The organism is Rhizobium leguminosarum, assembly GCF_019798305.1.
Taxonomy (GTDB): Bacteria; Pseudomonadota; Alphaproteobacteria; order Rhizobiales; family Rhizobiaceae; genus Rhizobium; species Rhizobium leguminosarum_U.
The window spans coordinates 142,953-166,709 of record NZ_JAAXDD010000007.1; the positions used below are offsets into that span (position 1 = coordinate 142,953).

The following is a 23,757-nucleotide window of genomic DNA, read 5'->3' on the forward strand; positions in this document are numbered from 1 at the left end:
TCACTAATTTTCAGGTTCAAGCATGATTGTCGCCAAGGGCGGCAAGGTAATCGAGCAGGTGATATTGCCGCCGGCATCGACGGCCTGCACGCGCCCGCCATTGCCCTTGCCGCTGCCGCCGTAGATGTCGGCATCGGTGTTCAGGATTTCCCGCCAGCGGCCTGCGGACGGCAGGCGGATCGAGTAATTCTCACGATAGACAGGGGTGAAATTGGTGATGACGGCGACCGGCTTCTGGCCTGGCGCCTTGCGCAGCCAGGCAAAGACGGAATTCTGGTGGTCGTCGGCGACCAGCCATTCGAAACCTTCGCCCTCGCAGTCACGCGCATGCAGCGCCGGCTTGCTGCGATAGGTGAAATTTAGATCGCGGACCAGGCGCCGCATGCCCTCGTGCATGCGATACTGAAGCAGGTTCCAGTCGAGTGCCTTCTCTTCGCTCCACTCGCTCCATTGGGCGAATTCCTGGCCCATGAACAGCAGCTTCTTGCCCGGATAGCCCCACATATAAGCGTAGTAGGCGCGCAGATTGGCGAACTTCTGCCAGTCGTCGCCCGGCATCTTGGCGATCAGCGAACCTTTTCCATGGACAACCTCGTCATGCGAGAGCGGCAGGACGAAATTTTCCGAATAGGCGTAGAGCAGGCCGAAGGTGAGCTCGTTGTGATGGTGCCCGCGATAGATAGGATCGCGGCTCATGTAGCTCAGCGTGTCGTGCATGAAGCCCATGTTCCACTTGAAGCCAAAGCCGAGGCCGCCTTCATGAACGGGCTGCGAGACTTTCGGCCAGGAGGTTGATTCCTCGGCGATGGTCATGACGTTGGAATTTTTGCCATAGATGCGGATGTTGAGATCCTGCAGAAAACGGACCGCTTCGAGGTTCTCGTTGCCGCCATATTCGTTCGGGATCCACTCGCCGTGCTTGCGCGAATAATCGAGGTAGAGCATCGAGGCGACGGCATCGACACGCAGACCGTCGAGATGGAATTTTTCGGCCCAGTAGAGCGCGTTGTTGACGAGATAGGAAACGACCTCGGTGCGGCCGAAATTGTAGATCGCCGTGCTCCAGTCCGGGTGGAAGCCCTTGCGCGGGTCTTCGTGCTCGTAGAGTGCCGTGCCGTCGAACCAGCCGAGGCCATGTTCGTCGGTCGGAAAATGCGCCGGCACCCAGTCGAGGATGACGCCGATGCCGACCTTGTGGCAGCCGTTGACGAAACGGGCAAAACCCTCCGGCTCGCCGAAACGAGCGGTCGGCGCATAGAGGCCGGTCGTCTGGTAACCCCAGGAGGGGTCGTAGGGGTACTCGGTGATCGGCAGGAATTCGATATGGGTGAAGCCCATGTCGGCGCAATAGGGGATGAGGCTGGAGGCGAGCTCGTCCCAGGACAGCATCGTGCCGTCCTGCCGGCGTTGCCAGGAGGCGGCATGCACCTCGTAGATCGAGATCGGCTGCCGGCGCTTGTCGGTCTCGCGCCAGTGCTTCAGATGGGCCTCGTCTTCCCACTCCTGCTCCAGCTCGGCGGCGGTCACAGAGGCGGTCTTCGGCCGAAGCTCGCTGCGGCGCGCGAAGGGATCGGCCTTCAGCGGCAGTAATACGCCGTCCTGGCCGCGGATCTCGAACTTGTAGGCGACGCCGACCGGCACGTCAGGGGCAAAGATTTCCCAGATGCCGCTATCGGCGCGGAAGCGCATCACGTGGCGACGGCCGTCCCAATTGTTGAAATCACCAACGACGGAGACGCGCTGCGCATTCGGCGCCCAGACGGCGAAATGGATTCCCTGGGCGCCGTCATGCTTGATAAGGTGGGCGCCCATCTTGTCGAACAGGCGCAGGTGCGAGCCCTCGCGGGCGAAATAATCATCCATCGGTCCGAGCACTGGACCGAAACTGTAGGGATCGGTGACGGCCCATTCGGCATCGCCGCGCCGGGCGCGGTAACGCACTGGCTGGAGCTTGGTGAGGGAAACCGGGCCGGCGAAGACGCCGTCTGCATGGAGCTGTTTCAGTTCGCCAATGACGCCGCCGTCGAGCGTCGTGGCGATCACCTCCTCGGCGCCCGGGATGAAGCACCGGGCGACGAAAGCGTCGCCGGCCTGGTGCACACCTAGGACGGCAAAGGGATTGGAATGCGAGCCGGCAAGGATTGCCGTGATTTCATCTGCCGAAATTTCCCAGGAAAGCTTTACTTCAGGGATCGTTTTCGGCGTTTTCATCCGGCTCTCCAGATTTCGTCTGCATATTGCCTGATCGTACGGTCGGAAGAGAACCAGCCCATCCGCGCCGTATTGTTGATCGTCTTGGTGTACCAGGCGGACTGGTTGGTCCAGATCTGGTCGACTTCGCGCTGGGCTTGGGCATAGGCGTCAAAATCGGCGGCGACCATGAACCAGTCGTGCGAATAGATGCCATCGATCAGCGCCGTGTAACGGTTGCGGTCATCGGGCGAGAAGACGCCGGAACTGATGGCGGCAAGCGCTTGGGCGAGTTCGCGCGATCCCTCGATGATGGCGCGGGGATTGTGGCCGTCGCTGCGGACCTTCGACACTTCGTCGGCCTTGAGGCCGAAGATGACGATGTTGTCCTCGCCGACATTGTCGCGCATCTCGACATTGGCGCCATCGAGCGTGCCGATCGTCAGCGCGCCGTTCAGGCCGAACTTCATGTTGCCGGTGCCGGATGCTTCCATGCCGGCGGTCGAGATCTGCTCGGAAAGGTCGGCGGCCGGAACCATGACTTCGGCGAGCGAGACATTGTAGTTCGGGACGAAGACGATCTTCAGCAGGCCGCGCACCGACGGGTCGTTGTTGATCGTGCGGGAGACGTCGTTGATCAGCTTGATGATGAGCTTGGCATTGTAATAACTCGGCGCGGCCTTGCCGGCGAAGAGTTTCACGCGCGGCACCCAGTCGAGCTCGGGATGCGAGCGAATCTGATCGTAGAGCGCGACGGCCTCGATGATATTCAGCAGCTGGCGCTTGTATTCGTGGATGCGCTTGATCTGGATGTCGAACATTGCCGACGGATCGAGCTTCACGCCCATGCGGCTGGCGACGAGGTTGGAGAGTGCCACCTTGTTGGCGCGCTTTACCGCTGCGAACTTCTGCTGGAAAGCCGGATCGGAGGAATGCACGTCGAGCGCACGCAGCTTCTCGGCATCATCGAGGAATTCGTCGCCGATCGCTTCGCGGATCAGGCCGGTGAGACCGGGATTGCACTGCTGCAGCCAGCGGCGCGGCGTGATGCCGTTGGTCTTGTTGTTGATGCGGTCGGGATAGAGCTTGTGCAGGTCGGCGAAGACCGTGACCTTCATCAGGTCGGTGTGCAGTGCCGAGACGCCGTTGATCGAATGCGAGCCGACAAAAGCGAGGTTGCCCATGCGCACGCGGCGATCGCCGCTTTCATCGATCAGCGAGATCGAGCGGATTTCCCCATCGGAGAAGTTCTTGCCCTTGCGAGCGTCGATCAGGATCTTGGCATTGATCGCATAGATGATCTGCATGTGACGCGGCAGCAGGCGCTCGAACAGCGGCACCGCCCAGCTTTCCAGTGCTTCGGGCAGAAGCGTGTGGTTGGTGTAGGAGAAGGTATGGCGGGTGATTTCCCAGGCCTGGTCGAAATCCATCCCGTGTACGTCACAGAGCAGGCGCACGAGTTCGGCGACCGAGACGGCGGGGTGAGTGTCGTTCAGCTGGATCGCCACCTTGTCCGGCAGCGAGGTGAAGTCGTCATATTGCTGCAGATGGCGGCGCAGGATGTCCTGCAGCGAGGCCGACGAGAAGAAGAATTCCTGGCGCAGGCGCAGCTCTTGGCCGGCCGGGGTGGCGTCCGCAGGATAGAGAACCCGGGTCAGGCTTTCGGCCTTGTTGCTTTCGCGGAGCGCGCCGATGTGGTCGCCGGCGTTGAAGGCATCGAGCAGGATCGGATCGATCGGTTGCGCCGACCAGAGGCGCAGCGTGTTGACGCGTTTGCCGCGCCAGCCGACGGCCGGCGTATCGAAGGCGGCGGCAATGACGCGCTCGGCTGGTTTCCAGACGTAGCGTGGCTGGTCGTCATGGGTGGTGATGAATTCGACTGCGCCGCCGAAGCCTATTTCATAGGAGCTTTCGCGGCGCTCGAATTCCCAGGGATTGCCATGGGCGAGCCAGTTTTCCGGCAGTTCCACCTGCCAGCCGTCGGCCAGCTGCTGGCGGAAGAGGCCGTGGACATAGCGGATGCCGTAGCCATAAGCGGGCACGTCGACCGTCGCCATGCTTTCCATGAAACAGGCAGCCAGACGGCCGAGGCCGCCGTTGCCGAGCGCGGCATCCGGCTCCAGGCCGGCGATGACGTTGACATCGACGCCGAGCGAGGTGAGTGCATCGCGCACCTCCTCCATCAGGCCGAGGTTCGAAACGGCGTCGCGCATCAGGCGGCCGATCAGGAATTCAAGAGAAAGATAATAGACGCGCTTGGCGCCGGTCGCATAGACCTCGCGGGTGGACGCCATCCACCTGTCGATGATGCGGTCGCGCACCACCAGGATCGTTGCCGTCAGCCAGTCATGCGGCTTTGCCACCTTGGCATCCTTGCCGATGCGGTAGGTCAGACGTTCGATGATTTCTTCAGCGAGAATTTCCGGCCTTGAACTGCGAGGGGCGGGGGAGGGGATGATCGGCTTGGAAACAGTGTTCATCGTCAGGTCTCGCCAATTTTAATTTGGTTTCAGGATGTTATGCCTGATTCAATCAATTCGTCGCTTGTGCAGCCGACAGTTTATGCATCGTTACTAAGCACTTGCAACAAAGGATTTGGACAAACGAAAAATTTGCGAAACCTTCATATTCACGGGGGTCTAGGGGTTGATTTCAATCGCTTTTCCCGATCAGATGGGTGGGATAGCGATAACGAAAAGCCGCTCCGGTTCGTTCCGGTGCGGCTTCTTCGTTTGGCTTTTGCCGGGACATCGTTAGTTGGTAAGGCGCGTCAGCTGCGCGGAGGCCTTCGACCCGATTGCCTCGAAGGCGGCAAGAAGGTCTTCCATTTTTTCCGGCTGGAAATAATGGGAGTCATCGGAGGCGCAATAATGCAGCAGTGCCTGTCCGCCCGCGGGCGCCATAAAGGCAATCGTATAGATTTCGATGCCTTTCGATTTCGCGTCGTCGCATGTCTTCTTCGTCGCGGTGTCGTAGGAACGGCCGCCGCTGCTATCATTGTTATTATCGCCGTCCGTCATGAAGACGATGTACTTCTTGGGTGCCTGGCCGGTTTTCTGCTGGTGGGCGGCGTCTTCGGCGTCATTCCCAGCCGCGTTCTTGGCAGTTAAAGACGAGTAGGCTGTGGCCATTGCGCCGCTGGAGTTCGTGCCGCCATTTGCCTGAAGCGCATTGACATAGCTTGAGACACCGGCAGTCCCCCAGGCGAGACTGCTGGCTGGGTATTGAACGATATCGTAGGATACCGCGCCTGTCCGTACATATTCGGCATTGGGATCGGCGCTATTGAGCTGACCAAAGAGGTTGCCGGCGGCGAGCTTCAGCGCCTCTATTTTCGTATAATAGTTCGTGCGACTGCCGGTGCATTTGTCGTAGACCACCTTAGTGCCATTTCCATTCAGGTGGGGGTTGCAGTCGTAGGTGTAGGGTTCCGTTGGCGAAGCCACGCTGACAGTCGCTGTGTTCTCTCCCATCGATCCCGACTTATCGAGCGCGAGATACATTGAGATGGAGCCCTGGGTCTGTGAGTGACCGCCGACCGTCGTGCCGGAGGTCGAGAGATGCTGCGTCGTAAAGCCGACTGCCTGCATAAGCGGGTTGACGGTGAGGTCGTAACTCGGCGAAACCGTTACCTGGTAGGATGTCGATTTGCCCGATGTCGTTGCCTGGACATTGACGGCCGTCGTGCTCTTGATATCGGTTCCGCTTTGCAGGTAATTGGCCATCTGCCCCGCCACGAAATCCCGCGCGAAGGCTTCGGCCTGTGAAGTTTGGATCTTGCCGTTCGCCAGGGCGGTCGCGGTTGCCAGCGCGGCTGAATCGGCGGCTTCCTGCAACTGCTGTTTCGAGAGCAATATATCGCCCACCTGGATCGCCATGCCGGCAGCCCCAAAAAGGACGGGTAGTACGATCGCCGTCATTATACCGAAATTACCGCCACGGTCGCCAAGCATGCGACTCAGGCAGGGATGCAAAAAGGAGGTGCTCATCATGTTCACCCGTGTATGGAGGCCCTGTCGAGGTGATATTGGGCACGCTCTCCTTTCCGCCGTCCTTACGGCATCAATACAATTTTAACGAATCGTCGGATTTTTCCAGTTTTGGGATTATTTCAGCGGAATGACGTCGACCGCCTGGACGGCGCGGTGGCCGCCATAGCTCTTCAAGACGCCGATGACGGGGACGACATCGGAATAGTCCCGGCCGTAAGCGACGACGATGTGGTCCATGCCGGCGGGAATGTTGTTGGTCGGGTCCAGTTCGATCCACCCGATCGTCTCGCCGCACCAGATGCGCACCCAGGCATGCATGGCGTCTGCCCCTTCCAGCCGTTCCTTGCCGGGTGGCGGGATGGTGCGCAGGAAGCCGGAGACGTAGCCGGCCGGAATGCCCAGGCTTCTGAGAGCCTGGATCATCACATGGGTGAAATCCTGGCAGACGCCGCGCTTCAGCTTGAACGCCTCGAGCGGCGTGGTGTCCACCGTCGTCGCCTCCGGGTCGTAGGTGAAATCCTTGTTGATGCGGGCGCAGAGCGCATGAGCGATCTGCATGGCCGTCAGATCAGGCGTGGCGCAGCTTCGCGCATAGTCGGCGATCTCGCGCGCTTCGGTGAGGCGCGGGCTGTCACCGAGGAAATGGTGCGGCGACTCCGGCGCCAGCGACCACATGCCTGATATTTCCTCCGGCAGGTCGGCAAGCAGCGGCGAGAAATCGGCGGCGATCGGCTGGCTTTCCACCTGCACCCGGGCCTGCATGCGAATGTCAAGCGTCTCGTGCGGCGCGCGCAGCAGGAAGGAGGTGGTGGGGTGATGGAAGAAATCGACGAAATGCGACTGCTCGTCCGGCGAGGGCGAAATGGTGATCGAGCCGGCGATCAGCCGCTGCCGATTGGCCAGCGACAGCGGCATCAGGCGCATGATGTGGCGGGCGCCGGAGGCTGGCGCGTCGTAGCTGTAACCCATGTGGAGGGAGAGATCGTAGAGCACGGCCGTCACCCGAGATAGGTCTGGGCGAGCAGATCGGAGAGCTGCTCCAATTCGCGTTCCAGTCGCTGATAGACTTCGACGCCCATGCCCTCCGGCGTCATCACCGCCAGGCCGGAGTGGAGCCGCATCGCCTCGCGGTAGAAGGGCGACATCTGGCCGTTGATCATGGCATTCGGCAGTTGTTCGACCTCGTGATGGATCTCGTTCACCTGGAAGAGGACCGAACGCGGGTTGAGCGGGTCGAGTGCCAAGAGGTCGGTGACAGTCAGCCGCGCGGTGTTGACGTTATAGCGGCGGCGATGGGTCATGACACTGTCGCCGATCTCCAGCAGCATGTCGAGTGCGCCGTCAGGCGCTTCCGGGCCCGACATGTGGCCGAGCAGGCGCGTCATGTGCAGGCCGCGTTCGATATAACGGCCGAGCGAAAGGAACCGCCAGCCGGTGAAGCGGTACATGTTTTCATGCATGAGACCGGCGAAGCCTGCAAGCTTCCGCAAGAGGATCGTCATCGCGTGGCTGGCATCGTCGCCGGCGGCGACGGTGACGTGGAAGCGGCGGGCGGTCTTGGCGAGATCGTTGAGCGCCAGCCAGCCGTCCGGCGAGAAACGGTCGCGGATGTTGCTGGCCGAATAAACGGCGCTGTCGATGTTGCGCAGCAGCGTTTCCGGTACGGCGTCGGCAGTATCGATATCGACGGCCGTGAGATAGTCGGAGACATCGGCGAGCAGCGGCTGGCTCGGATCGGCAGCTTCGGCGTAACGCGCATGCCAGGCGCGCAGGATGCGCAGCGCTCCCTCGGCGCGCTCGATATAGCGGCCGAGCCAGAACAGGTTGTCGGCCGCCCGGCTCGGCAGGCTGCCTGGCATGTTGCGGGTGAAGCTGCCTTCGGCGGGCAGCAGCGTGTGGCGCTCGACCGGTTTGTCGCTGACGATCCAGACATCGGCGGCCGCACCGCCGGACTGCATGGCGATCGCCGCGACATCGGCGCCGGAACCGATGCGGGCAAAACCGCCGGGCATGATCTGCCAGCCGTTTGCGGTGCGCGCGGCGAAGACGCGCAGCGACATCGGCCGCGGCACGAGCTTGCCGTCCACCCAGGCGGGCGTGGTCGACAGCGTGACGACCTCCTGGCCGACGAGCTTCGGGCCGTCCGAACTCAGCCAGTCGGTTATCGAATCCTTGGCAGCCGCGCGCAGCGATGAGCCGAGCACGGATTCGCCGTTGTCGTCGAAGAAGGGAGCACGGGAATAGGCCGGGCCGATGACCATCTTTTCGATGTTTTTTGCCACGTGCTCGCGCTCTTCCTCCTGACCGCACCACCAGGTAGCGATCGAGGGCAATTGCAGATCTTCGCCAAGCAGATGGTGACAGATGGTCGGCATGAAGGCGAGAAGCGCCCGGGTTTCAAGAATGCCGGTGCCGAGCGCATTGACGATGGTGAGGCTTTCGGCGCGCAGCGCTTCCACGAGGCCGGGCGTGCCGATATGCGAATTCTGGTTCAACTCCAGCGGGTCGGCAAAAGCCGAATCGAGACGGCGCCAGAGCACGCCGATCGGCTTCAAGCCGGCGACGGTGCGCACCATGACGCGGCCCTTGACGACGGTCAGATCCTCGCCCTCGAGCAGCATGAAGCCGAGATAGCGGGCGATGTAGGCGTGTTCGTAGTAGGTCTCGTTGGCGGGGCCGGGTGTCAGCACGGCGATGCGGTCGTCGCCCGAATGTTTCATACCCTGTAGCGCGTCGCGGAAGGCGCCGAAGAAGGAGGCGAGGCGATGGACCGGGGTTTCTGCATAGATATCCGAGAAGGCACGAGTCGTCGCGACGCGGCTTTCCAGCGCGAAACCAGCGCCTGAGGGAGCCTGCGTCCTGTCGGCCAGCACCCACCAGTTGCCGTCAGGCCCGCGGCCGATTTCGAAGGCGCAGAAATGCAGATAATGGCCGGATGCGGGCTTGATGCCGGCGAGCGGACGCTGGAATTCGGGATTGGCGGCGATCAGTGCCGGCGGCAGGAAACCTTCCTCCACCAGCCGGTTGTCGCCGTAGATATCGGCGATGATCGCTTCCAGCAGATCGGCGCGCTGGACGAGGCCCGCCGACAGCGTCTGCCATTCGCGTTCGTCGATCAGTACGGGGATATGCGAGATCGGCCAGGCTCGCTCGCCGGTGCCCTTGCTGCCATAGGCGCGATAGAAGACGCCGGCATCACGGAGATAGCGGTCGGCGCGGGCGAAACGTTCGGCGAGATCCTTTTCCGGCATTGCGCTCAGATGCGAGAGGAAATTCTGCCAGACGGGGCGGACGGCGCCGTCGTTGTCGACCATCTCATCGGCGGTATCGGGATGCGGCGCATAGTCGAAGGCCGCATTCTTGGCGATGCGGTCCTCTGCCTCTTCCCTGCGCTCCACTGCCGGCTTCTTGCCCATCAAAACTTAAGCCTCAAACCCTCGGCCTCAAACCCCGGCGGGCCGCCTCAGATCCAGCGTCAGCGGGAATTCCGGCGAACCCGTCTCGACGCGCGGAATGTATCCGCCCGCCGTATGCCCCCACGGTTCGAACCGGGTGAGCCGTCTTGCTTCCGCCTCGTTACCGTTGACCGGGAAGGTGTCATAGGTCCGGCCGCCGGGATGGGCAACATGATAGATGCAGCCGCCGATCGAACGTTTCGACCATGTATCATAAATGTCAAAAGTCAAAGGTGTGTTGATCGGCAGGACAGGATGCAGGCCCGAGGCCGGCTGCCACGCCTTGTAGCGGACGCCGGCGACCGACACGCCCGATGTGCCGGTCGGCGTCAGCGGCAGGGTGCGGCCATTGCAAGTGACGGTATAACGCGAGGCGTTGTCGGTTTCGAGCCGCACCTGCAGGCGTTCGACGGAGCTGTCGACGTAGCGGGCGGTGCCGCCCGGCGCGCCTTCCTCGCCCATGACATGCCAGGGCTCCAGCGCCTGACGGAGTTCCAGCTTCGAGCCCTCGTATTCGACCTCGCCGCAGAAGGGGAAGCGGAATTCGAGCTGGGCCTTGAACCATTCCGGGCTGACGTCGAAGCCGTTTTCGCGAAGATCGGCAAGCACGTCGAGGAAGTCGGCCCAGACGAAATGCGGCAGCATGAAACGATCGTGCAGGGTCGTGCCCCAGCGGACGAACTTGCCGTCGACGGGATTGACCCAGAAGCGGGCGATCAGCGCGCGCACCAGCAATTGCTGGGCAAGCGACATGCGCGCGTTGGGCGGCATCTCGAAACCGCGGAACTCGATGAGGCCGAGCCGTCCTGTCGGGCCGTCGGGCGAGAACAGCTTGTCGATGCAGATCTCGGCGCGGTGGGTGTTGCCGGTGACGTCGGTCAGAAGATTGCGAAACAGGCGGTCGACGAGCCAGGGCAGCGGCTGCTGGCCACGGCCGGGGGCTCCGATCTGCGCCATGGCGATCTCCAGCTCGTAGAGGCTGTCGTGACGAGCCTCGTCGACGCGCGGCGCCTGGCTGGTCGGGCCGATGAACATGCCGGAGAAGAGGTAGGAGAGCGAGGGGTGGCGCTGCCAGTGGAGGACCACGCTCTTCAAGAGATCGGGACGGCGCAGGAAGGGGCTGTTGTTCGGATTGGCGCTGCCGACGACGACATGGTTGCCGCCGCCGGTGCCGGTGTGGCGACCGTCGATCATGAACTTGTCGGCGCCGAGCCGGGTGGCGCGCGCCTCCTCGTAGATCGCCGTGGTGATGTCGACGCAGTCCTTCCAGTTCGAAGCCGGATGAATATTGACCTCGATGACGCCGGGATCCGGGGCGACGCGGATGACGTTGATGCGCTCGTCCTGCGGCGGCGGATAACCTTCGATATGGACGGGAAGCTTGAGCTCGGCGGCGGCGTTTTCGGCGGCGGCGATCAGCTCGAGATAATCCTCGATGCGTTCGACCGGCGGCATGAAGATGCAGAGCCTGCCGTCGCGCGGCTCGACCGACATGGCGGTGCGCACGGCGCCGCGAAGCTCGCCGAGCGTCTGTTCGATCCGGCCGCGATTGCTCTCGTCGGCATGGAAGGAGGCTTCCGGCATGGCGCGGCCGGCCGGTACGAAGACATCAGGCAGCGGTTCGCGCGGGATCGTCGGATCGGCGGGGTGGATATAGGGGTAACGCGCCGGGGGAACATAGGGCAGCGTGCCTAGCGGCAGGCGGTAACCGATCGGACTGTCGCCGGGGACAAGGAAGATCTTGCCGCGGCGGGTGCGCCATTTCTCGCTGACCCAGACCCGTGTTTCGGCTGCCTTGGCGTTCCATGCCTGAACCGGAAGGACATAGCCGGTCGGGGTCGTGAGGCCGCGGGCGAAGACGCGGGCGATGCGGTTGCGCTCCTCAGGATCCTTCAGCTTCGAATTCGCCGGGTCGACATTTTCGGGAAGGCTGCCTTCCTTGATGATCCAGTCGGCCGGATCTTCATAGGCCGGCTGCACCATGTCAGGCTTGATCGCCAGCTCTTTTGCGATTGCCGTCAGGAGCTTTTCGGCATCCTCGGCTTTGACACCGGTATCCTTGCCTTCGGCGGCGACCAGATCGAGGTTCTGCCAGACCGGCTTGCCGTCGCGGCGCCAGTAAAGCGAGAAGGTCCAGCGCGGCAGGCTTTCGCCCGGGTACCATTTTCCCTGGCCATAATGCAGAAAACCGCCGGGGGCGAAGCGTTCATGCAGCTTGCGGATCAGGATGTCGGCCTTTTCGCGCTTGGTCGGGCCGACAGCGGCGGTGTTCCACTCCTCGGATTGGAAATCGTCGATCGAAACGAAGGTCGGCTCGCCGCCCATCGTCAGATGCACATCCTCGGCTTCGAGGACGCGGTCGACCTTCTCGCCGAGTTCGTTGAGCTCGTCCCAGCTTTCATCGGAAAAGGGCTTGGTGATGCGCGGGTGTTCGGCGACGCGCGAGACCTTCATGTCGAAGGCGAACTGGGTTTTGGCCTCGCCGAAATAACCGCCGGAAATCGGCGCGGCGTTGCGGTAATGCGGCGTTGCGGCAAGCGGGATATGGCTTTCGCCGGTCAGCAGGCCGGACGTCGGATCGAGGCCAACCCAGCCGGCGCCGGGCAGATAGACCTCGGCCCAGGCATGCAGGTCGGTGAAATCGACTTCGGTGCCGGAGGGGCCGTCGAGCGCCTTCAGGTCCGGCGTCAGCTGGATGAGGTAACCGGAGACGAAGCGGGCGGCAAGGCCGAGATGGCGAAGGATCTGGACGAGCAGCCAGCTGGTGTCGCGGCAGGAGCCTTTGGCGGTTTCCAGCGTTTCTTCCGGCGTCTGCACGCCGGTTTCCATGCGGATGACATAACCGATCTGCCGCTGCAGACGGGCATTCAAGCCGACGATCATATCGACCGTCGGCTGGTCGGGCGACCAGTCGAGCGTCGGCAGCAGCGCCTTCAGGCGCGGACCGGCCGGCTCCGGCGTCATGTAGATCGACAGATCCTCCTCGATCGTTTCAGGGTATCCGAAGGGCCACTTGGTCGCCTCTTCCTCGACGAAGAAGTCGAAGGGATTATAGACCGTCATGTCGGCGACGAGATCGACCTCGATCTTGAACTCCGTCACCGGATCCGGAAAGACATAGCGGGCAAGGTAATTGCCGTATGGGTCCTGCTGCAGGTTGACGAAATGGTTGGAGGGCGTGACCTTCAGCGAGTGGCTGAGCACCCGTGTCTTCGAATGCGAGGCAGGTTTCAGCCGGATGATCTGTGGGCCGAGGCGGACCGGCTTGTCATAGGTGTAGTGCGTCAGATGATAGATACTGGCTTTGATCGACATATTTCTTTTTATCCGGCGCGCATCGTCGTGCGGCTTGCTGTTCCCAAAAAGCACTGTGTGCAATGCAGCGAAAGAAAGCAAGGTGGAAGGTCAAGGGGCCGACGGCTTTACGCCGCCTTGGCAAAGGTGACGGCCGCCTTCAGGCCCTTGCCGTCCGAACCCGGCTCCAGCGTCAGTGCGGCATTGAAAAGATTGGCGATTTCTTCGACGATTGGCAGGCCGAGGCCGGCACCCGGCGCACCTGCCTCATTGCCGCGTGAAAAACGCCCACGTACCGCCTCCAGCTTTTCGCGCGGAATGCCGGGGCCGTTGTCCTCGACTTCGAGGCGGATCGTCTCCGAGGCGGTGATAATGCGGACGGTGACCTCAGCTCCCTTGCCGGCATAAGCGATTGCGTTGCCGGCAAGGTTGCGCAGCATTTCGCCGATCAGCAGCGGCTCTGCGCGGACCATTGCCGGGCTTTCGCCCTCAAAGCCGAGATCAATGCCGGCGACGGCGGCCGTCGGGATCTGCTCGCCGGTGATTTCTTGGGCGATGGCGGCAAGATCGATGGCGGAGGCGGTCAGCGCCTCCTTGGCGGTGGCTGCGTCGATCTTCGCCATCAGCAGAAGCTGGGCAAGAATGCGCTCGGCATGCGCCACGGCCTGATCGCCCTTCAGCGCTGCGGCCTGCGCCTCATCAAGCGAGCCAGCGCGGGCGGAAAGTGCAAGTTGAGTGCGGATTATCGCCAGCGGCGTGCGCAGTTGGTGGCTGGCATTGCCGGTGAAATGGCGCAGCGCATCGAGCGCCGACTGCAGGCGGACCATAAAGGAATTCACCGTTTCGACCAGCGGCTCGACCTCGCTCGGCACGGTCTGCTCAATCGGATGCAGGTCATCGGGGCTGCGTTCGCCGATGGCGTCGCCGAGCTTGTAGAGCGGGCGGAGCGCCACCGTGACCGAGATCCAGACGATGACGGCCGCGCCCGCGATCATGAAGGCGAGGCGGAGTGCGGAGCGGACGAGAATCGCCTGCGCCAACTGCCGGCGGGCGATAGTGGTTTCGGCGACCGTCACGACGAAGGGCACGGAGCGGATGCCCGTCGAGGCCGAGCGTTCGAGTGTGGCGATGCGGATCGGCTCGTCGCGGAAGGTATCGTCGGCGAAGGTGGCCGCATCGCCCGGCGTTTTCTTCAGGACCGGCAAAGACTGGTAGCCGGTGATGAATTGGCCCGGCGGGCCGTCGACGCGGTAGAAGACGCGATCCTGCGCGGCCGAGGTCAGCATCTCAAGTGCGACATAGGGGATATCGACCTGCAGCGTGCCATCCTCGGCGACGACGACGCGTTCGGCGATCGCCAGCGCGGAGCCGGCAAGCACGCGGTCGGAGACGATGTTCGATGTCTGGACGGCCTCGCGATAGGTATCGGCGAGTGCCAGCGTGCCGATGACGGCTGTCGAGACGAGCAGCCAGAAGAGCAATCGGCGTCTGAGGGAATAGGCGGCCTTCATGAGGCCTCGGGCAGCTTGTCGAGATAATAGCCGATGCCGCGAGCAGTCTTCACGGTCAGGCCGTGCGGCGAGAGGCGCTTTCGCAGGCGGCTGACATATTGCTCGATGGCGTTTGCGGAAATGTCGTCGTCGAAGGCCGTCAGCGATTGAATGATCGCCTCCTTGGCGACGACCTTGCCGGCCCGCATGAAGAGAATTTCGAGCAGGCCGAGTTCGCGGGCGGGAATATCGAGGGGCGTGGCGCCCGATGAAAAGGTGCGGGAATTGAGATCGAAGGAGATGCCGCCGAAGCTGACCGTCGCCGAACGCAGGCCGGCCTGGCGGCGCAGCAGCACACGCACACGGGCCTCGAACTCGGCGATATCGAAGGGCTTGATCAGATAATCGTCGGCGCCGAGATCGAGCCCCTTCACTCGCTCTTCCGGCGTGCCGCGCGCGGTCAGAATGAGGACGGCCGCCTGGTTCTGCCGGGCGCGCATGGCGCGCAGCACGTCGAGTCCGTCCATCTCGGGCAGGTTGAGGTCGAGAATCACCAGATCGAAATTTTCCGCGGCGATGACCGCATTGGCAGACGCCCCGTCATGGACGACATCGACGGCATGGCCCGTGCCGCGCAAGATCGCCGACAGGCCGTCGGCCAGCGCGATATTGTCTTCGGTGAGCAGGATGCGCACGGATGTTTCCCCTGTTTTTCAAAGGAGATTACAGAGGTGAAGGAGGGATGTCACAGCGATTTTGAATCTACAGTGCCACGCGTCCTTCAGACGCGCAAAGGACGCTGTCATACTTTGCACCTACGCATCGTGCTTTCCGAAAATCGATTCCGATTTCGGGCCAATACGCTGGGTGAACGGCCGGGAAAGGCTCGATCTCAGCTCCCGGTTCTTTCGATCCGCTCGCGCTGCGTCATCGCGGCGGCGAGGAGTTTTTGGAAGCGGGGATCGTCGCGGATGTTGTCGAGGTCGGAATCATTGTCGAACCATTTGATATGGTAGACGGAGCTGTTCGGCAGCAGCTTCTGCAACAGATCAATCGCTTGGTCGACGTCGCCGAGGACGGAGTAGACGCAGGCGAGATTATACTGCGCGACGATGTCATCAGGATCGATGGCGATCGCGCGATCGGCCCAGTCGCGTGCCCTTGCCGCATCGCCGAGATGGGCAAGCGCCAGCGCGCCGCGATGGGCGGGGCCGGAATTTTCCGGATTGAGGTTTAGGGCGCGTTCGGCGCGCAGCAGGCCGAGGCGCGCCCAGTTTTCCGTATCCAGCACCCGGCCGAGCGAGCGGTAGGCAGACATCAGATGGATCGGCGAGACGTAATCATCCGGGCGGATTGCGGCGGCGCGGGTGAAATATTGCACGGATTCGGCGAAGTTGCCGCGCATGAAGAAGAACCGGGCATAGTGGAAATTCGCCTCGAAGAGATTCGGGTCGAGCGCCAGGGCACGTTCGAAGGCTGCCGCCGCCCTGTCGTCATAGCCGCTCTGATGCAGGGCGAGACCATGGGAGGCGTGGGCCTCGGGAAGGTCAGGATCAAGCGCCAGGGCACGGGCGCTCATGTCGAGGATGCGCCTCAGCGGCACGTCGTCAGGCGCCCAGTCACGGATCGCCGCGTCGCAATCGGCGATGCCGGCATAGGCGCGGGCATAATCCGGATCGAGCTCCACCGCCTTGCAGAACATGCGCCTTGCGAGCTCCAGATAGGATTTGGTCCAGGTGTGAGAGAGCTGGCGGCCTCTGAGATAATAGGTATAGGCCTCGACATTGGCGGTCGGCTCAGTCGCGATCGCCTTCTTCTCCTCCGGCAACAGACGCACCTTCAACTGACCCACGATCGCATGGGTGATCTCGTCCTGGATGGCGAAGATGTCGGTCATGTCGCGGTCGTAACGCTCGGCCCAGAGATGGTCGCCATTGGCGGTGTCAATCAGCTGGCCGGAAATGCGCACGCGATTGCCGACGATGCGCACACTTCCCTCGAGCACGTAGCGTACGCCAAGCTCCTGGGCGAGCCGCTTCACCTTTACCGATATGCCCTTGTAGGTGAAAATGGTGTTGCGCGGCACGACGTGCAGGCTGGAGATCTTGGAGAGATCGGTGATGATGTCTTCGGTGATACCGTCGGAGAAATAATCCTGGTCGGCATCGCCGCTCATATTGGTGAAGGGCAGCACCGCGATGAAGCAGGTGTTGCGGTTCTGCGCGACCAATCTGGCGGAGGAAGGCGGCGCCAAGCTGACGGTGTAGACCTGAACGGGCTGCCGGATGTTCTTCAGCATATGTTCGCCGATGAATTCGAAGCCGAGATTGAGGCGCGAGCCGACCTGCTCGCGCACCGAGGCCGACACGGCGATGCCGCCCGGCGCTGCGATGCGCTCGAGCCTGGCGGCTAGATTGACCCCATCTCCGAATATGTCGCCGTTCTCGACCACGACGTCGCCGAGATTGATGCCGATGCGGAATTCGACGCGCTCGTCCTTGGGCACGTTCTCGTTGCGGGCCGCCATGCTGCGCTGAATTTCGGCGGCGCAGGCGACCGCATTCACCACGCTCTGGAATTCGGCAAGGATGCCGTCGCCGGTGAGTTTGACGATCCGGCCCTTGTAATCGGATATGCGAATGTCGACCAGCTCGCAGCGATGGCGGTTCAGCGCCTGCAACGTGCCGGATTCATCAATGCCCATCAGTCGGCTGTAGCCGACGACATCAGCAGCAAGAATAGCGCTCAGTCGTCGTTCCATGACCCCTCCCATGGATCTTCCCAGTTTAATCTAGCTTTTTATAGAGTTTTTGTCGCATAGAGTCGTCCCCCGAATAAGAATTCGGGCGGTTTCGACGTTTTTACGCGGCAGCGGACCGTATAAACGTCGTCGATCTTCATCAATACTCTAAATGGGTGAAGGATGGAGCAAATCCCTAATCCTTTGTGATGAAAAGACAATTCACATCGGACAAAAACCGAATGTTCTGCTTCCGCCGACATTTTCTGTATCGGCATCATAAAACCGACCGCCTCAACGGTTGCCGTGAGACCGGTGCCGGTTATTGTGGCGACATTTCATGCGCATTGGGGTTTTGAATGACAGGTTCGATCCGGAATTTTCTGGAGTTTCGTGATATTCCGGAGGCTGGGCTTCGGTCGATCATCAGTCGCGCCGGTGAGCTTGCCAAAGCCTGGAATGAGCGCACGATGCCGCAGAGCCTCGCGGGCAAACGCGTCGCGCTGATTGTCGATGCTGGCGGCTGGCGCAATACGACCGCCTTCGATCTCGGCATCCAGGCGATGGGCGGTATCTGCGTGCATGTGCCGATCGGCTTCAATGCCAGGGAGGACACCGGCGATCTCTCGGGTTATCTCGGCAACTGGTTCGACATGGTGGTGATCCGCACGAAGGAATTTGCGACACTGAAGGCGGTCGCTGCCGTCTCGCCGGTGCCTGTCATCAATGCGCGCACGCGTTCGAACCACCCTTGCGAGACGCTCGGCGACCTTGCCTATATCAAGAGCCGGCGCGGCTTGATCGACGGGTTGAAGGTAGCCGGCGTGGCGGCGGACGCGAATATCTTCCGTTCCTGGGTCGAAGCGTCGATCGCGCTGCCGATCGAGGTGGTGCAGGTCTATCCCGAACGCTGGCATGTCCGAGACAGCGCGCTGCTCAATGGGCGCTTCCGCGCGAGCACCGATATGGGCGAACTATTGGATGCCAACGTCATCGTCACCGATTCATGGCCGGGCGATGCCGCGGCCGACGCACTTGCCGGCCACAGGATCGGGACCGATGTGCTCGATCGGTTGCGGGAGGATGCGATCTTCCTGCCGTGCCCGCCGGTGACGCGCGGCCAGGAGGTGACGGCTGGGGCGATGGAGCATCCGCTCTGCGAAAGTCGCGCCGCCAAGGCTTTTCTACTGCACGCGCAGAATGCGCTGATGGAGTGGATAGCGGCTTAATTCCGGCCTTCGATCTCCACCGCGCAGCATGTTCATGATAGAAGAGGCGAGGGACCAGGAGGTTTGACAGATGGCGGGACCAACGGTCGAGCTTGCTGAGAGCGAGACGGAAATGATGGCCGTGCGAGATCTCTGCCGATCATTCCGGCAATGGCTCTATGACAATTACCCCCAGCATCGGCCGGTGATCGATCTCTATTACAATCCGCAAAAATTCGAGGCGCTGCTCGTCGACCTGCCGCAGATTCACGCAAGGCCGAAGGGCGCGATCTTCCTGGCGCGGCTCGATGGAGAGCCTGTCGGCTGCGTCATGCATCACGCGCAGGCGCCTGACATTGCGGAGATGAAAAGGCTTTTCGTCTCGGCCGCCGCTCGCGGTCATGGTGTTGCTGTCGCGCTCTGCAAGGCATCGATCGCCCAGGCCAGAGCTGACGGCTATCACTCGATGCGGCTTGATACCGGCATTTTTCAGACGGCAGCGCAGGGGCTCTATCGCCGCCTCGGCTTCCAGGAGCGGGATGCTTATTATCCGGTTCCGCCGGAGCTCCAACAGATCCTGCTCTTCTTCGAGCGGGAACTGTGATCCCGTCACGCACCGCGTGCCGCCTCGGCCACGCCCTTGCTCCTCCCGGCGTGCTCAGGCATTGTTGCTGCATGAGGAGAGTTTTTATCTTGCTGCTGGCGTTCTGGCCGGGTTTTTCCTTGGCGGATCAGGCCTTCTATCCGGCAAAATCGGGCAATGCCGATGCGCCGGTGCTGACGGTTTATTCCTCGCTCGACGAACCGTTGGCGCGGCCGATGATCCGGGGTTTCCAGGCGGCCAATCCCGACATCGCGGTCAAATATGAGGACATGCTGACCGGCGACATCTACGACCGGATCGTCCGGGAAACGGATGCCGGCAAGAAGACGGCGGACTTCGCCTTTTCCTCGGCGATGGACCTGCAGGTGAAGCTTTCCAACGACGGCTATGCGCAGGTCAGCAACCTGCCGATGAGTGCGCCATGGCCGAAATGGGCGAACTGGCGTAACACCGCCTATGCGCTCACCTTCGAGCCGGCGGTGTTCGTCTATCACAAGCCGAGCTTCGCGCATGAGCCGGTGCCGAGCTCGCGGGCTGAATTCGTCGATTATCTGAAGCGCAAGGGCAACGACGTCCATGGGCGGATCGGTACCTACGATATCGAGCGCTCCGGCGTCGGCTTCCTTTTCATGGCGCGCGACCAGGAGCAGTTCGGCGACATCTGGTCGGTGATCGGGGCGATGGGGGCTGCCGGCGTCAAGCTTTATTCGACGAGTTCGGCAATCCTCGAACGTGTTGCCGACGGGCGCTTCGTACTCGGCTACAATATTCTCGGCTCCTATGCGGCCGACTGGGCTTCACGCTATCCCGATGTCGGCATCGTGCTGCCGAAGGATTATACCGTGGTGATGTCGCGGATCGGGCTGGTGCCGCAGGCGGCCGCCGAGCCGGAACTCGGGCGGCGCTACCTCACCTTCTTCATGTCGCGGGAAGGGCAGACGATCATGGCGCGCGAGCTGCAGATCCCGGCCGTCAGTCCCGAGGTGGCTGGGGAGAATACCGCCAATACGCTGCAAGAACTGCTCGGCGCCCAACTGCGGCCGGTGCCTGTCAGCCCCGGGCTGATGGTCTATCTCGACCAGGTGAAACGGGCGCGGCTGATCGCGCACTGGAACGAAGTTCTGCGGACGCAGTGAAGGGGTCAGCTCTCAGCTGGTTCGCTTCCTTAAAGCTTTGGGTCGCTCTTCTCGTTCAGATGGGCTCGCGGCCGCCACGCGTCGCGGCGCGATAATGCACCGCCATTCGGCAGCGAAGAACCGGGTTTTAGATCACCACTGCCAATTACGGCAAAAAAGTGTCTTCTCCTTCTGGATATCTCACCGATGTCAGCTAAATGACAGCTTGTTGTGGTCGCTTTGGCTACTTCTTCTCCGTGGAGGCGGAGAGCTGAAGCCTCGGGAGGTATTCCGCTCGTCATTCAGGACCCTTGCGTCCGCTGGCCGGCCATTCCTCCCGATTCCCTTGAGAATAACAGGCGGTCTGCTCAGCCGCCGACGGAGGACACATCGTGAAGCATACGTTCATCGCAACCCTTTTTGCAGCGACCATCGCGCTGCCGGCCTATGCGGCCGACTACACCATCATCGCGCCGGCCGCGCCCGGCGGCGGCTGGGACCAGACGGCCCGTTCGCTGCAGACCGCGCTGCAGCAGGAGAAGATCTCCGGCAACGTGCAGGTCCAGAACGTTCCCGGCGCCGGCGGCACCATCGGCCTTGCGCAGTTCAGCAGCCAGGCTGCCGGCAACCCGAATTCGCTGATCGTCGGCGGCTATGTCATGGTCGGCGCGATCCTCACCAACAAATCGCCGGTGACGCTCAAGGACGTCACGCCGATCGCCCGTCTGACCGGCGAGTATGAGGCCGTCGTCGTTCCTGCTGCATCCGAGATCAAGACCATGGCTGATCTCGTTGCGGCGCTGAAGAAGGATCCGGGTTCGGTTTCCTGGGGTGGCGGTTCGGCCGGCGGCACCGACCATATCACCGTCGGCCTGATCGCCAAGGCTTCCGGCGTCGATCCGACCAAGATCAACTATGTCGCCTTCTCCGGCGGTGGTGAAGCGCTCGCCGCCATTCTCGGCGGCCAGGTCACGGCCGGCGTCTCGAGCTATAGCGAGTTCGAATCGCAGGTGAAGTCAGGCACGCTTCGTCTTCTCGCCGTCTCCAGCGATAAGCGCATCGACGGCGTCGATGCCCCGACACTGAAGGAAGCCGGCACCGACGTCACCATTCAGAACTGGCGCATGGTCGCCGCTGCCCCCGGCCTGTCGGCAGAGCAGGTCGCAGCCATTACCGCCGATTTCGAAAAGCTGCATACCTCCGCCACCTGGCAGGAAACCCTGAAGACCAAGGGCTGGGCCGACACCTATCTGTCCGGCGATGCCTTCAAGGCGCAGCTCGAGAAGGATGTCTCGGCCACTGAAGGCATTCTCAAAGACATCGGACTTGTTCAATGAGCGAGGATAACACCTCCTCGGCAACGATACGCCGCCCTGATTGGGCGGCGTTCATCATTGCCGTTTTCCTCTTCGTCGTTGCCGGCGTGATGGCCTGGGACGCCTCGCATCTGAAAACGATTGCGCAGTACGACCGCATCGGTCCTGCGACAGTGCCGCAAGTGGTGGCGTTCGGCCTCTTCTGTCTCGGGATCTGGACCGCCTTCGAAGCCTGGCGCGGCGATTTTCCCGAACGTGACCGGCAGGAAGTCGCACCCGTCATCTGGATCGTCGCCGGTCTTGCCGGCCAGATGCTGCTTTTGCGCGTCGCCGGCTTCTCGATCGCGACCGGCATCCTCTTCGCGCTGACGGCACGCGGCTTCGGCAAGCGTAAGCTCTGGATCTCGCTGCCGCTTGGCATCGTCATCAGCTTCGTCGTCTGGGCGATCTTCTCGCAGCTGCTGCAACTGACGCTGCCGGCCGGTCCGCTCGAACATCTGTTCTTCTGACCGCGCCGACGCGCTGTCAGCACTTTTGATTTTGCGCGGCGCCTGACCCCGAAATCGGATGGTCGGGAACGCCGCTTGGGACACCAAGATGAACACATTCGAATTCCTATGGCAGGGTATCCTGGTTGCGATGCAGCCGATGAACCTGGTTTATGCGGTGGTCGGCGTGACGCTCGGCACCGCCGTCGGCGTGCTTCCCGGCATCGGCCCGGCACTCACCGTGGCACTGCTGCTGCCCGTCACCTACAAGCTCGATCCCGGCGGCTCACTGATCATGTTTGCCGGCATCTATTACGGCGGCATGTATGGCGGCTCGACGACCTCGATCCTGCTCAATACGCCGGGCGAAAGCGCCTCGATCGTCACCGCGCTCGAGGGCAACAAGATGGCGCGCGCCGGGCGCGGCGGACCGGCGCTGGCGACAGCGGCGATCGGCTCCTTCGTCGCCGGGCTGATCGCCACGCTCGGGCTTGCCTTCATCGCTCCTTATATCGTCAAGCTGGCGCTGGTCTTCGGGCCGCGCGAATATTTCGCGCTGATGGTGCTTGCCTTCGTCACCGTCTCCTCGGCGTTTGGCGACTCCGCCTTGCGGGGTCTGACGTCGCTGTTCATCGGTTTCGCGCTCGCCATGGTCGGCATCGACCAGCAGACAGGGCAGGCCAGGCTTTCCTTCGGCATCCCCGACCTGCTCGATGGTGTCGAGGTGACGACGCTGGCCGTGGCGATGTTTGCGATCGGCGAGACGCTTTATATCGCCGCGCAGGGCGACCGGATCGCGGAGAAAGTCGAGGCGGTCAAGGGTTCGCTCTGGATGACCGCTGAGGACTGGGCGCGTTCGTGGAAGCCCTGGCTGCGCGGCACGCTGATCGGGTTTCCGATCGGCGCGATGCCGGCGGGCGGCGCCGAAATCGGCACATTCCTCTCCTATGCGACCGAAAAGCGGCTTGCGAAAAACCCGGAAGAGTTCGGCCATGGCGCGATCGAAGGTGTAGCCGGTCCCGAGGCCGCAAACAACGCATCGGCCGCCGGCACATTAGTGCCGCTTCTGACGCTCGGCCTGCCGACGACGGCGACGGCGGCGATCATGCTTGCCGGCTTCCAGCAATACGGGCTGCAGCCGGGCCCGCTGCTGTTTGCCACCAATCCGCAGCTCGTCTGGGGGCTGATCGCCAGCCTGCTTATCGCCAATGCGATGCTCTTGGTGCTGAACCTGCCGATGATCGGGCTCTGGGTAAAGCTGTTGACCATTCCGAAGCCATGGCTCTATGCAGGCATCCTGCTGTTTGCGACGCTCGGGACGATCGGCGCCAATCCGTCGGTGTTCGAACTCGGCATGCTGCTCGCCTTCGGTCTGCTCGGTTATGTGATGCGACTGTTCGGCTATCCGATCGCGCCTACCGTCGTCGGCCTGATCCTCGGGCCGCTTGCCGAACAGCAGCTGCGCCGGGCGCTGGCGATCAGTCAGGGCGACGTCACGACGCTTGTCATGTCGCCGATCGCGGCGGGCCTGCTCATTGTTGCAGCCGCCGCCTTCCTCATCCCGTTGATCCTGCGGCTGCGCGGCAGGGGCCAGGTACTGTCGCAGCTGGCGGCAAACGAAGACTAGCGTATCGGCCCGAAAATCGGAATCGATTTTCGGAAAGCACGATGCGCAGATTTCAAAGTGTTAGAGCGTCCTTTGTGCGCCCGAGAGGACGCACGGCGCTCTAACAAGAAAAAGACGACCCACCCCCTCCTCGAGGCTGGCCATGGAGACATGCGCCGGCCTCCTGTTTCTTGCATGGCTGAGGTGATTTTCTGAGCATTGTTGATCTATATGCGCGATGCCATCTGCGAGCAGTCAA

15 protein-coding genes are annotated in these 23,757 nt (G+C 62.2%); 6 read left to right on the top strand and 9 right to left on the bottom strand.

Annotation, left to right across the window (positions count from 1 at the left end):
* Positions 1–3: 3 nt before the first annotated feature.
* From glgB to HFO99_RS14315, 9 genes are all read right to left on the bottom strand, one after another.
* Positions 4–2,211, bottom strand: coding sequence for a 1,4-alpha-glucan branching protein GlgB (gene glgB, locus HFO99_RS14275; RefSeq protein WP_222361859.1), 2,208 nt, complete (start codon positions 2,209–2,211; stop codon positions 4–6).
* Positions 2,208–4,670 (bottom strand): glycogen/starch/alpha-glucan phosphorylase, encoded by a 2,463-nt coding sequence (locus HFO99_RS14280; RefSeq protein WP_222361861.1) that lies wholly within the window; start codon positions 4,668–4,670, stop codon positions 2,208–2,210. Before HFO99_RS14280 ends, glgB begins: the two co-directional genes overlap by 4 nt.
* A 273-nt stretch (positions 4,671–4,943) precedes the next feature.
* Positions 4,944–6,179 carry a pilus assembly protein gene (locus HFO99_RS14285; protein WP_222361863.1) on the bottom strand — a complete coding sequence of 412 codons (1,236 nt, stop codon included), beginning with the start codon at positions 6,177–6,179 and terminating at the stop codon, positions 4,944–4,946.
* Positions 6,180–6,296: 117 nt separating this feature from the next.
* Positions 6,297–7,184 (bottom strand): transglutaminase family protein, encoded by an 888-nt coding sequence (locus HFO99_RS14290; RefSeq protein ID WP_222361865.1) that lies wholly within the window; start codon positions 7,182–7,184, stop codon positions 6,297–6,299.
* Positions 7,181–9,598 (bottom strand): circularly permuted type 2 ATP-grasp protein, encoded by a 2,418-nt coding sequence (locus HFO99_RS14295; RefSeq protein ID WP_222250212.1) that lies wholly within the window; start codon positions 9,596–9,598, stop codon positions 7,181–7,183. The genes HFO99_RS14290 and HFO99_RS14295 overlap by 4 nt, the downstream gene beginning before the upstream one ends.
* A 27-nt stretch (positions 9,599–9,625) precedes the next feature.
* Positions 9,626–12,952: a DUF2126 domain-containing protein gene (locus tag HFO99_RS14300; RefSeq protein WP_222361867.1), complete on the bottom strand. Its 3,327-nt coding sequence runs from the start codon at positions 12,950–12,952 to the stop codon at positions 9,626–9,628.
* Positions 12,953–13,059: 107 nt separating this feature from the next.
* Positions 13,060–14,442: a sensor histidine kinase gene (locus HFO99_RS14305; RefSeq protein WP_222361869.1), complete on the bottom strand. Its 1,383-nt coding sequence runs from the start codon at positions 14,440–14,442 to the stop codon at positions 13,060–13,062.
* Positions 14,439–15,116, bottom strand: coding sequence for a response regulator transcription factor (locus tag HFO99_RS14310; protein ID WP_017967883.1), 678 nt, complete (start codon positions 15,114–15,116; stop codon positions 14,439–14,441). The genes HFO99_RS14305 and HFO99_RS14310 overlap by 4 nt, the downstream gene beginning before the upstream one ends.
* A 197-nt stretch (positions 15,117–15,313) precedes the next feature.
* Positions 15,314–17,182: an adenylate/guanylate cyclase domain-containing protein gene (locus HFO99_RS14315; protein WP_222334144.1), complete on the bottom strand. Its 1,869-nt coding sequence runs from the start codon at positions 17,180–17,182 to the stop codon at positions 15,314–15,316.
* Positions 17,183–17,520: 338 nt separating this feature from the next.
* On the opposite strand from HFO99_RS14315, the gene HFO99_RS14320 reads away from it, so the two are divergent.
* The 6 genes from HFO99_RS14320 to HFO99_RS14345 all read left to right on the top strand — a co-directional run bounded on the left by HFO99_RS14320 (position 17,521) and on the right by HFO99_RS14345 (position 23,519).
* Positions 17,521–18,390: an ornithine carbamoyltransferase gene (locus tag HFO99_RS14320; RefSeq protein WP_222361871.1), complete on the top strand. Its 870-nt coding sequence runs from the start codon at positions 17,521–17,523 to the stop codon at positions 18,388–18,390.
* 70 nt (positions 18,391–18,460) lie between these two features.
* Positions 18,461–18,973, top strand: coding sequence for a GNAT family N-acetyltransferase (locus tag HFO99_RS14325; protein WP_222334145.1), 513 nt, complete (start codon positions 18,461–18,463; stop codon positions 18,971–18,973).
* A gap of 89 nt (positions 18,974–19,062) precedes the next feature.
* Positions 19,063–20,109, top strand: a complete 1,047-nt coding sequence (locus HFO99_RS14330) for an ABC transporter substrate-binding protein (RefSeq protein ID WP_222361873.1) — start codon at positions 19,063–19,065, stop codon at positions 20,107–20,109.
* 371 nt (positions 20,110–20,480) lie between these two features.
* On the top strand, positions 20,481–21,425 hold the full coding sequence (locus tag HFO99_RS14335) for a Bug family tripartite tricarboxylate transporter substrate binding protein (protein WP_222334147.1): 945 nt from the start codon (positions 20,481–20,483) through the stop codon (positions 21,423–21,425).
* Complete coding sequence (locus HFO99_RS14340; RefSeq protein WP_222250197.1) at positions 21,422–21,913, top strand: tripartite tricarboxylate transporter TctB family protein; 492 nt, start codon at positions 21,422–21,424, stop codon at positions 21,911–21,913. Before HFO99_RS14335 ends, HFO99_RS14340 begins: the two co-directional genes overlap by 4 nt.
* Positions 21,914–22,001: 88 nt before the next feature.
* Positions 22,002–23,519, top strand: coding sequence for a tripartite tricarboxylate transporter permease (locus tag HFO99_RS14345; RefSeq protein WP_222361875.1), 1,518 nt, complete (start codon positions 22,002–22,004; stop codon positions 23,517–23,519).
* Positions 23,520–23,757 lie beyond the last annotated feature (238 nt).

Bases quoted from the DNA above. Each gene is read 5' to 3' on its own strand.
- glgB (WP_222361859.1), bottom strand. From the start codon at position 2,211: ATGAAAACGCCGAAAACGATCCCTGAAGTAAAGCTTTCCTGGGAAATT.
- HFO99_RS14280 (WP_222361861.1), bottom strand. From the start codon at position 4,670: ATGAACACTGTTTCCAAGCCGATCATCCCCTCCCCCGCCCCTCGCAGT.
- HFO99_RS14285 (WP_222361863.1), bottom strand. From the start codon at position 6,179: ATGAGCACCTCCTTTTTGCATCCCTGCCTGAGTCGCATGCTTGGCGAC.
- HFO99_RS14295 (WP_222250212.1), bottom strand. From the start codon at position 9,598: ATGGGCAAGAAGCCGGCAGTGGAGCGCAGGGAAGAGGCAGAGGACCGC.
- HFO99_RS14300 (WP_222361867.1), bottom strand. From the start codon at position 12,952: ATGTCGATCAAAGCCAGTATCTATCATCTGACGCACTACACCTATGAC.
- HFO99_RS14305 (WP_222361869.1), bottom strand. From the start codon at position 14,442: ATGAAGGCCGCCTATTCCCTCAGACGCCGATTGCTCTTCTGGCTGCTC.
- HFO99_RS14315 (WP_222334144.1), bottom strand. From the start codon at position 17,182: ATGGAACGACGACTGAGCGCTATTCTTGCTGCTGATGTCGTCGGCTAC.
- HFO99_RS14320 (WP_222361871.1), top strand. From the start codon at position 17,521: ATGACAGGTTCGATCCGGAATTTTCTGGAGTTTCGTGATATTCCGGAG.
- HFO99_RS14325 (WP_222334145.1), top strand. From the start codon at position 18,461: ATGGCGGGACCAACGGTCGAGCTTGCTGAGAGCGAGACGGAAATGATG.
- HFO99_RS14340 (WP_222250197.1), top strand. From the start codon at position 21,422: ATGAGCGAGGATAACACCTCCTCGGCAACGATACGCCGCCCTGATTGG.
- HFO99_RS14345 (WP_222361875.1), top strand. From the start codon at position 22,002: ATGAACACATTCGAATTCCTATGGCAGGGTATCCTGGTTGCGATGCAG.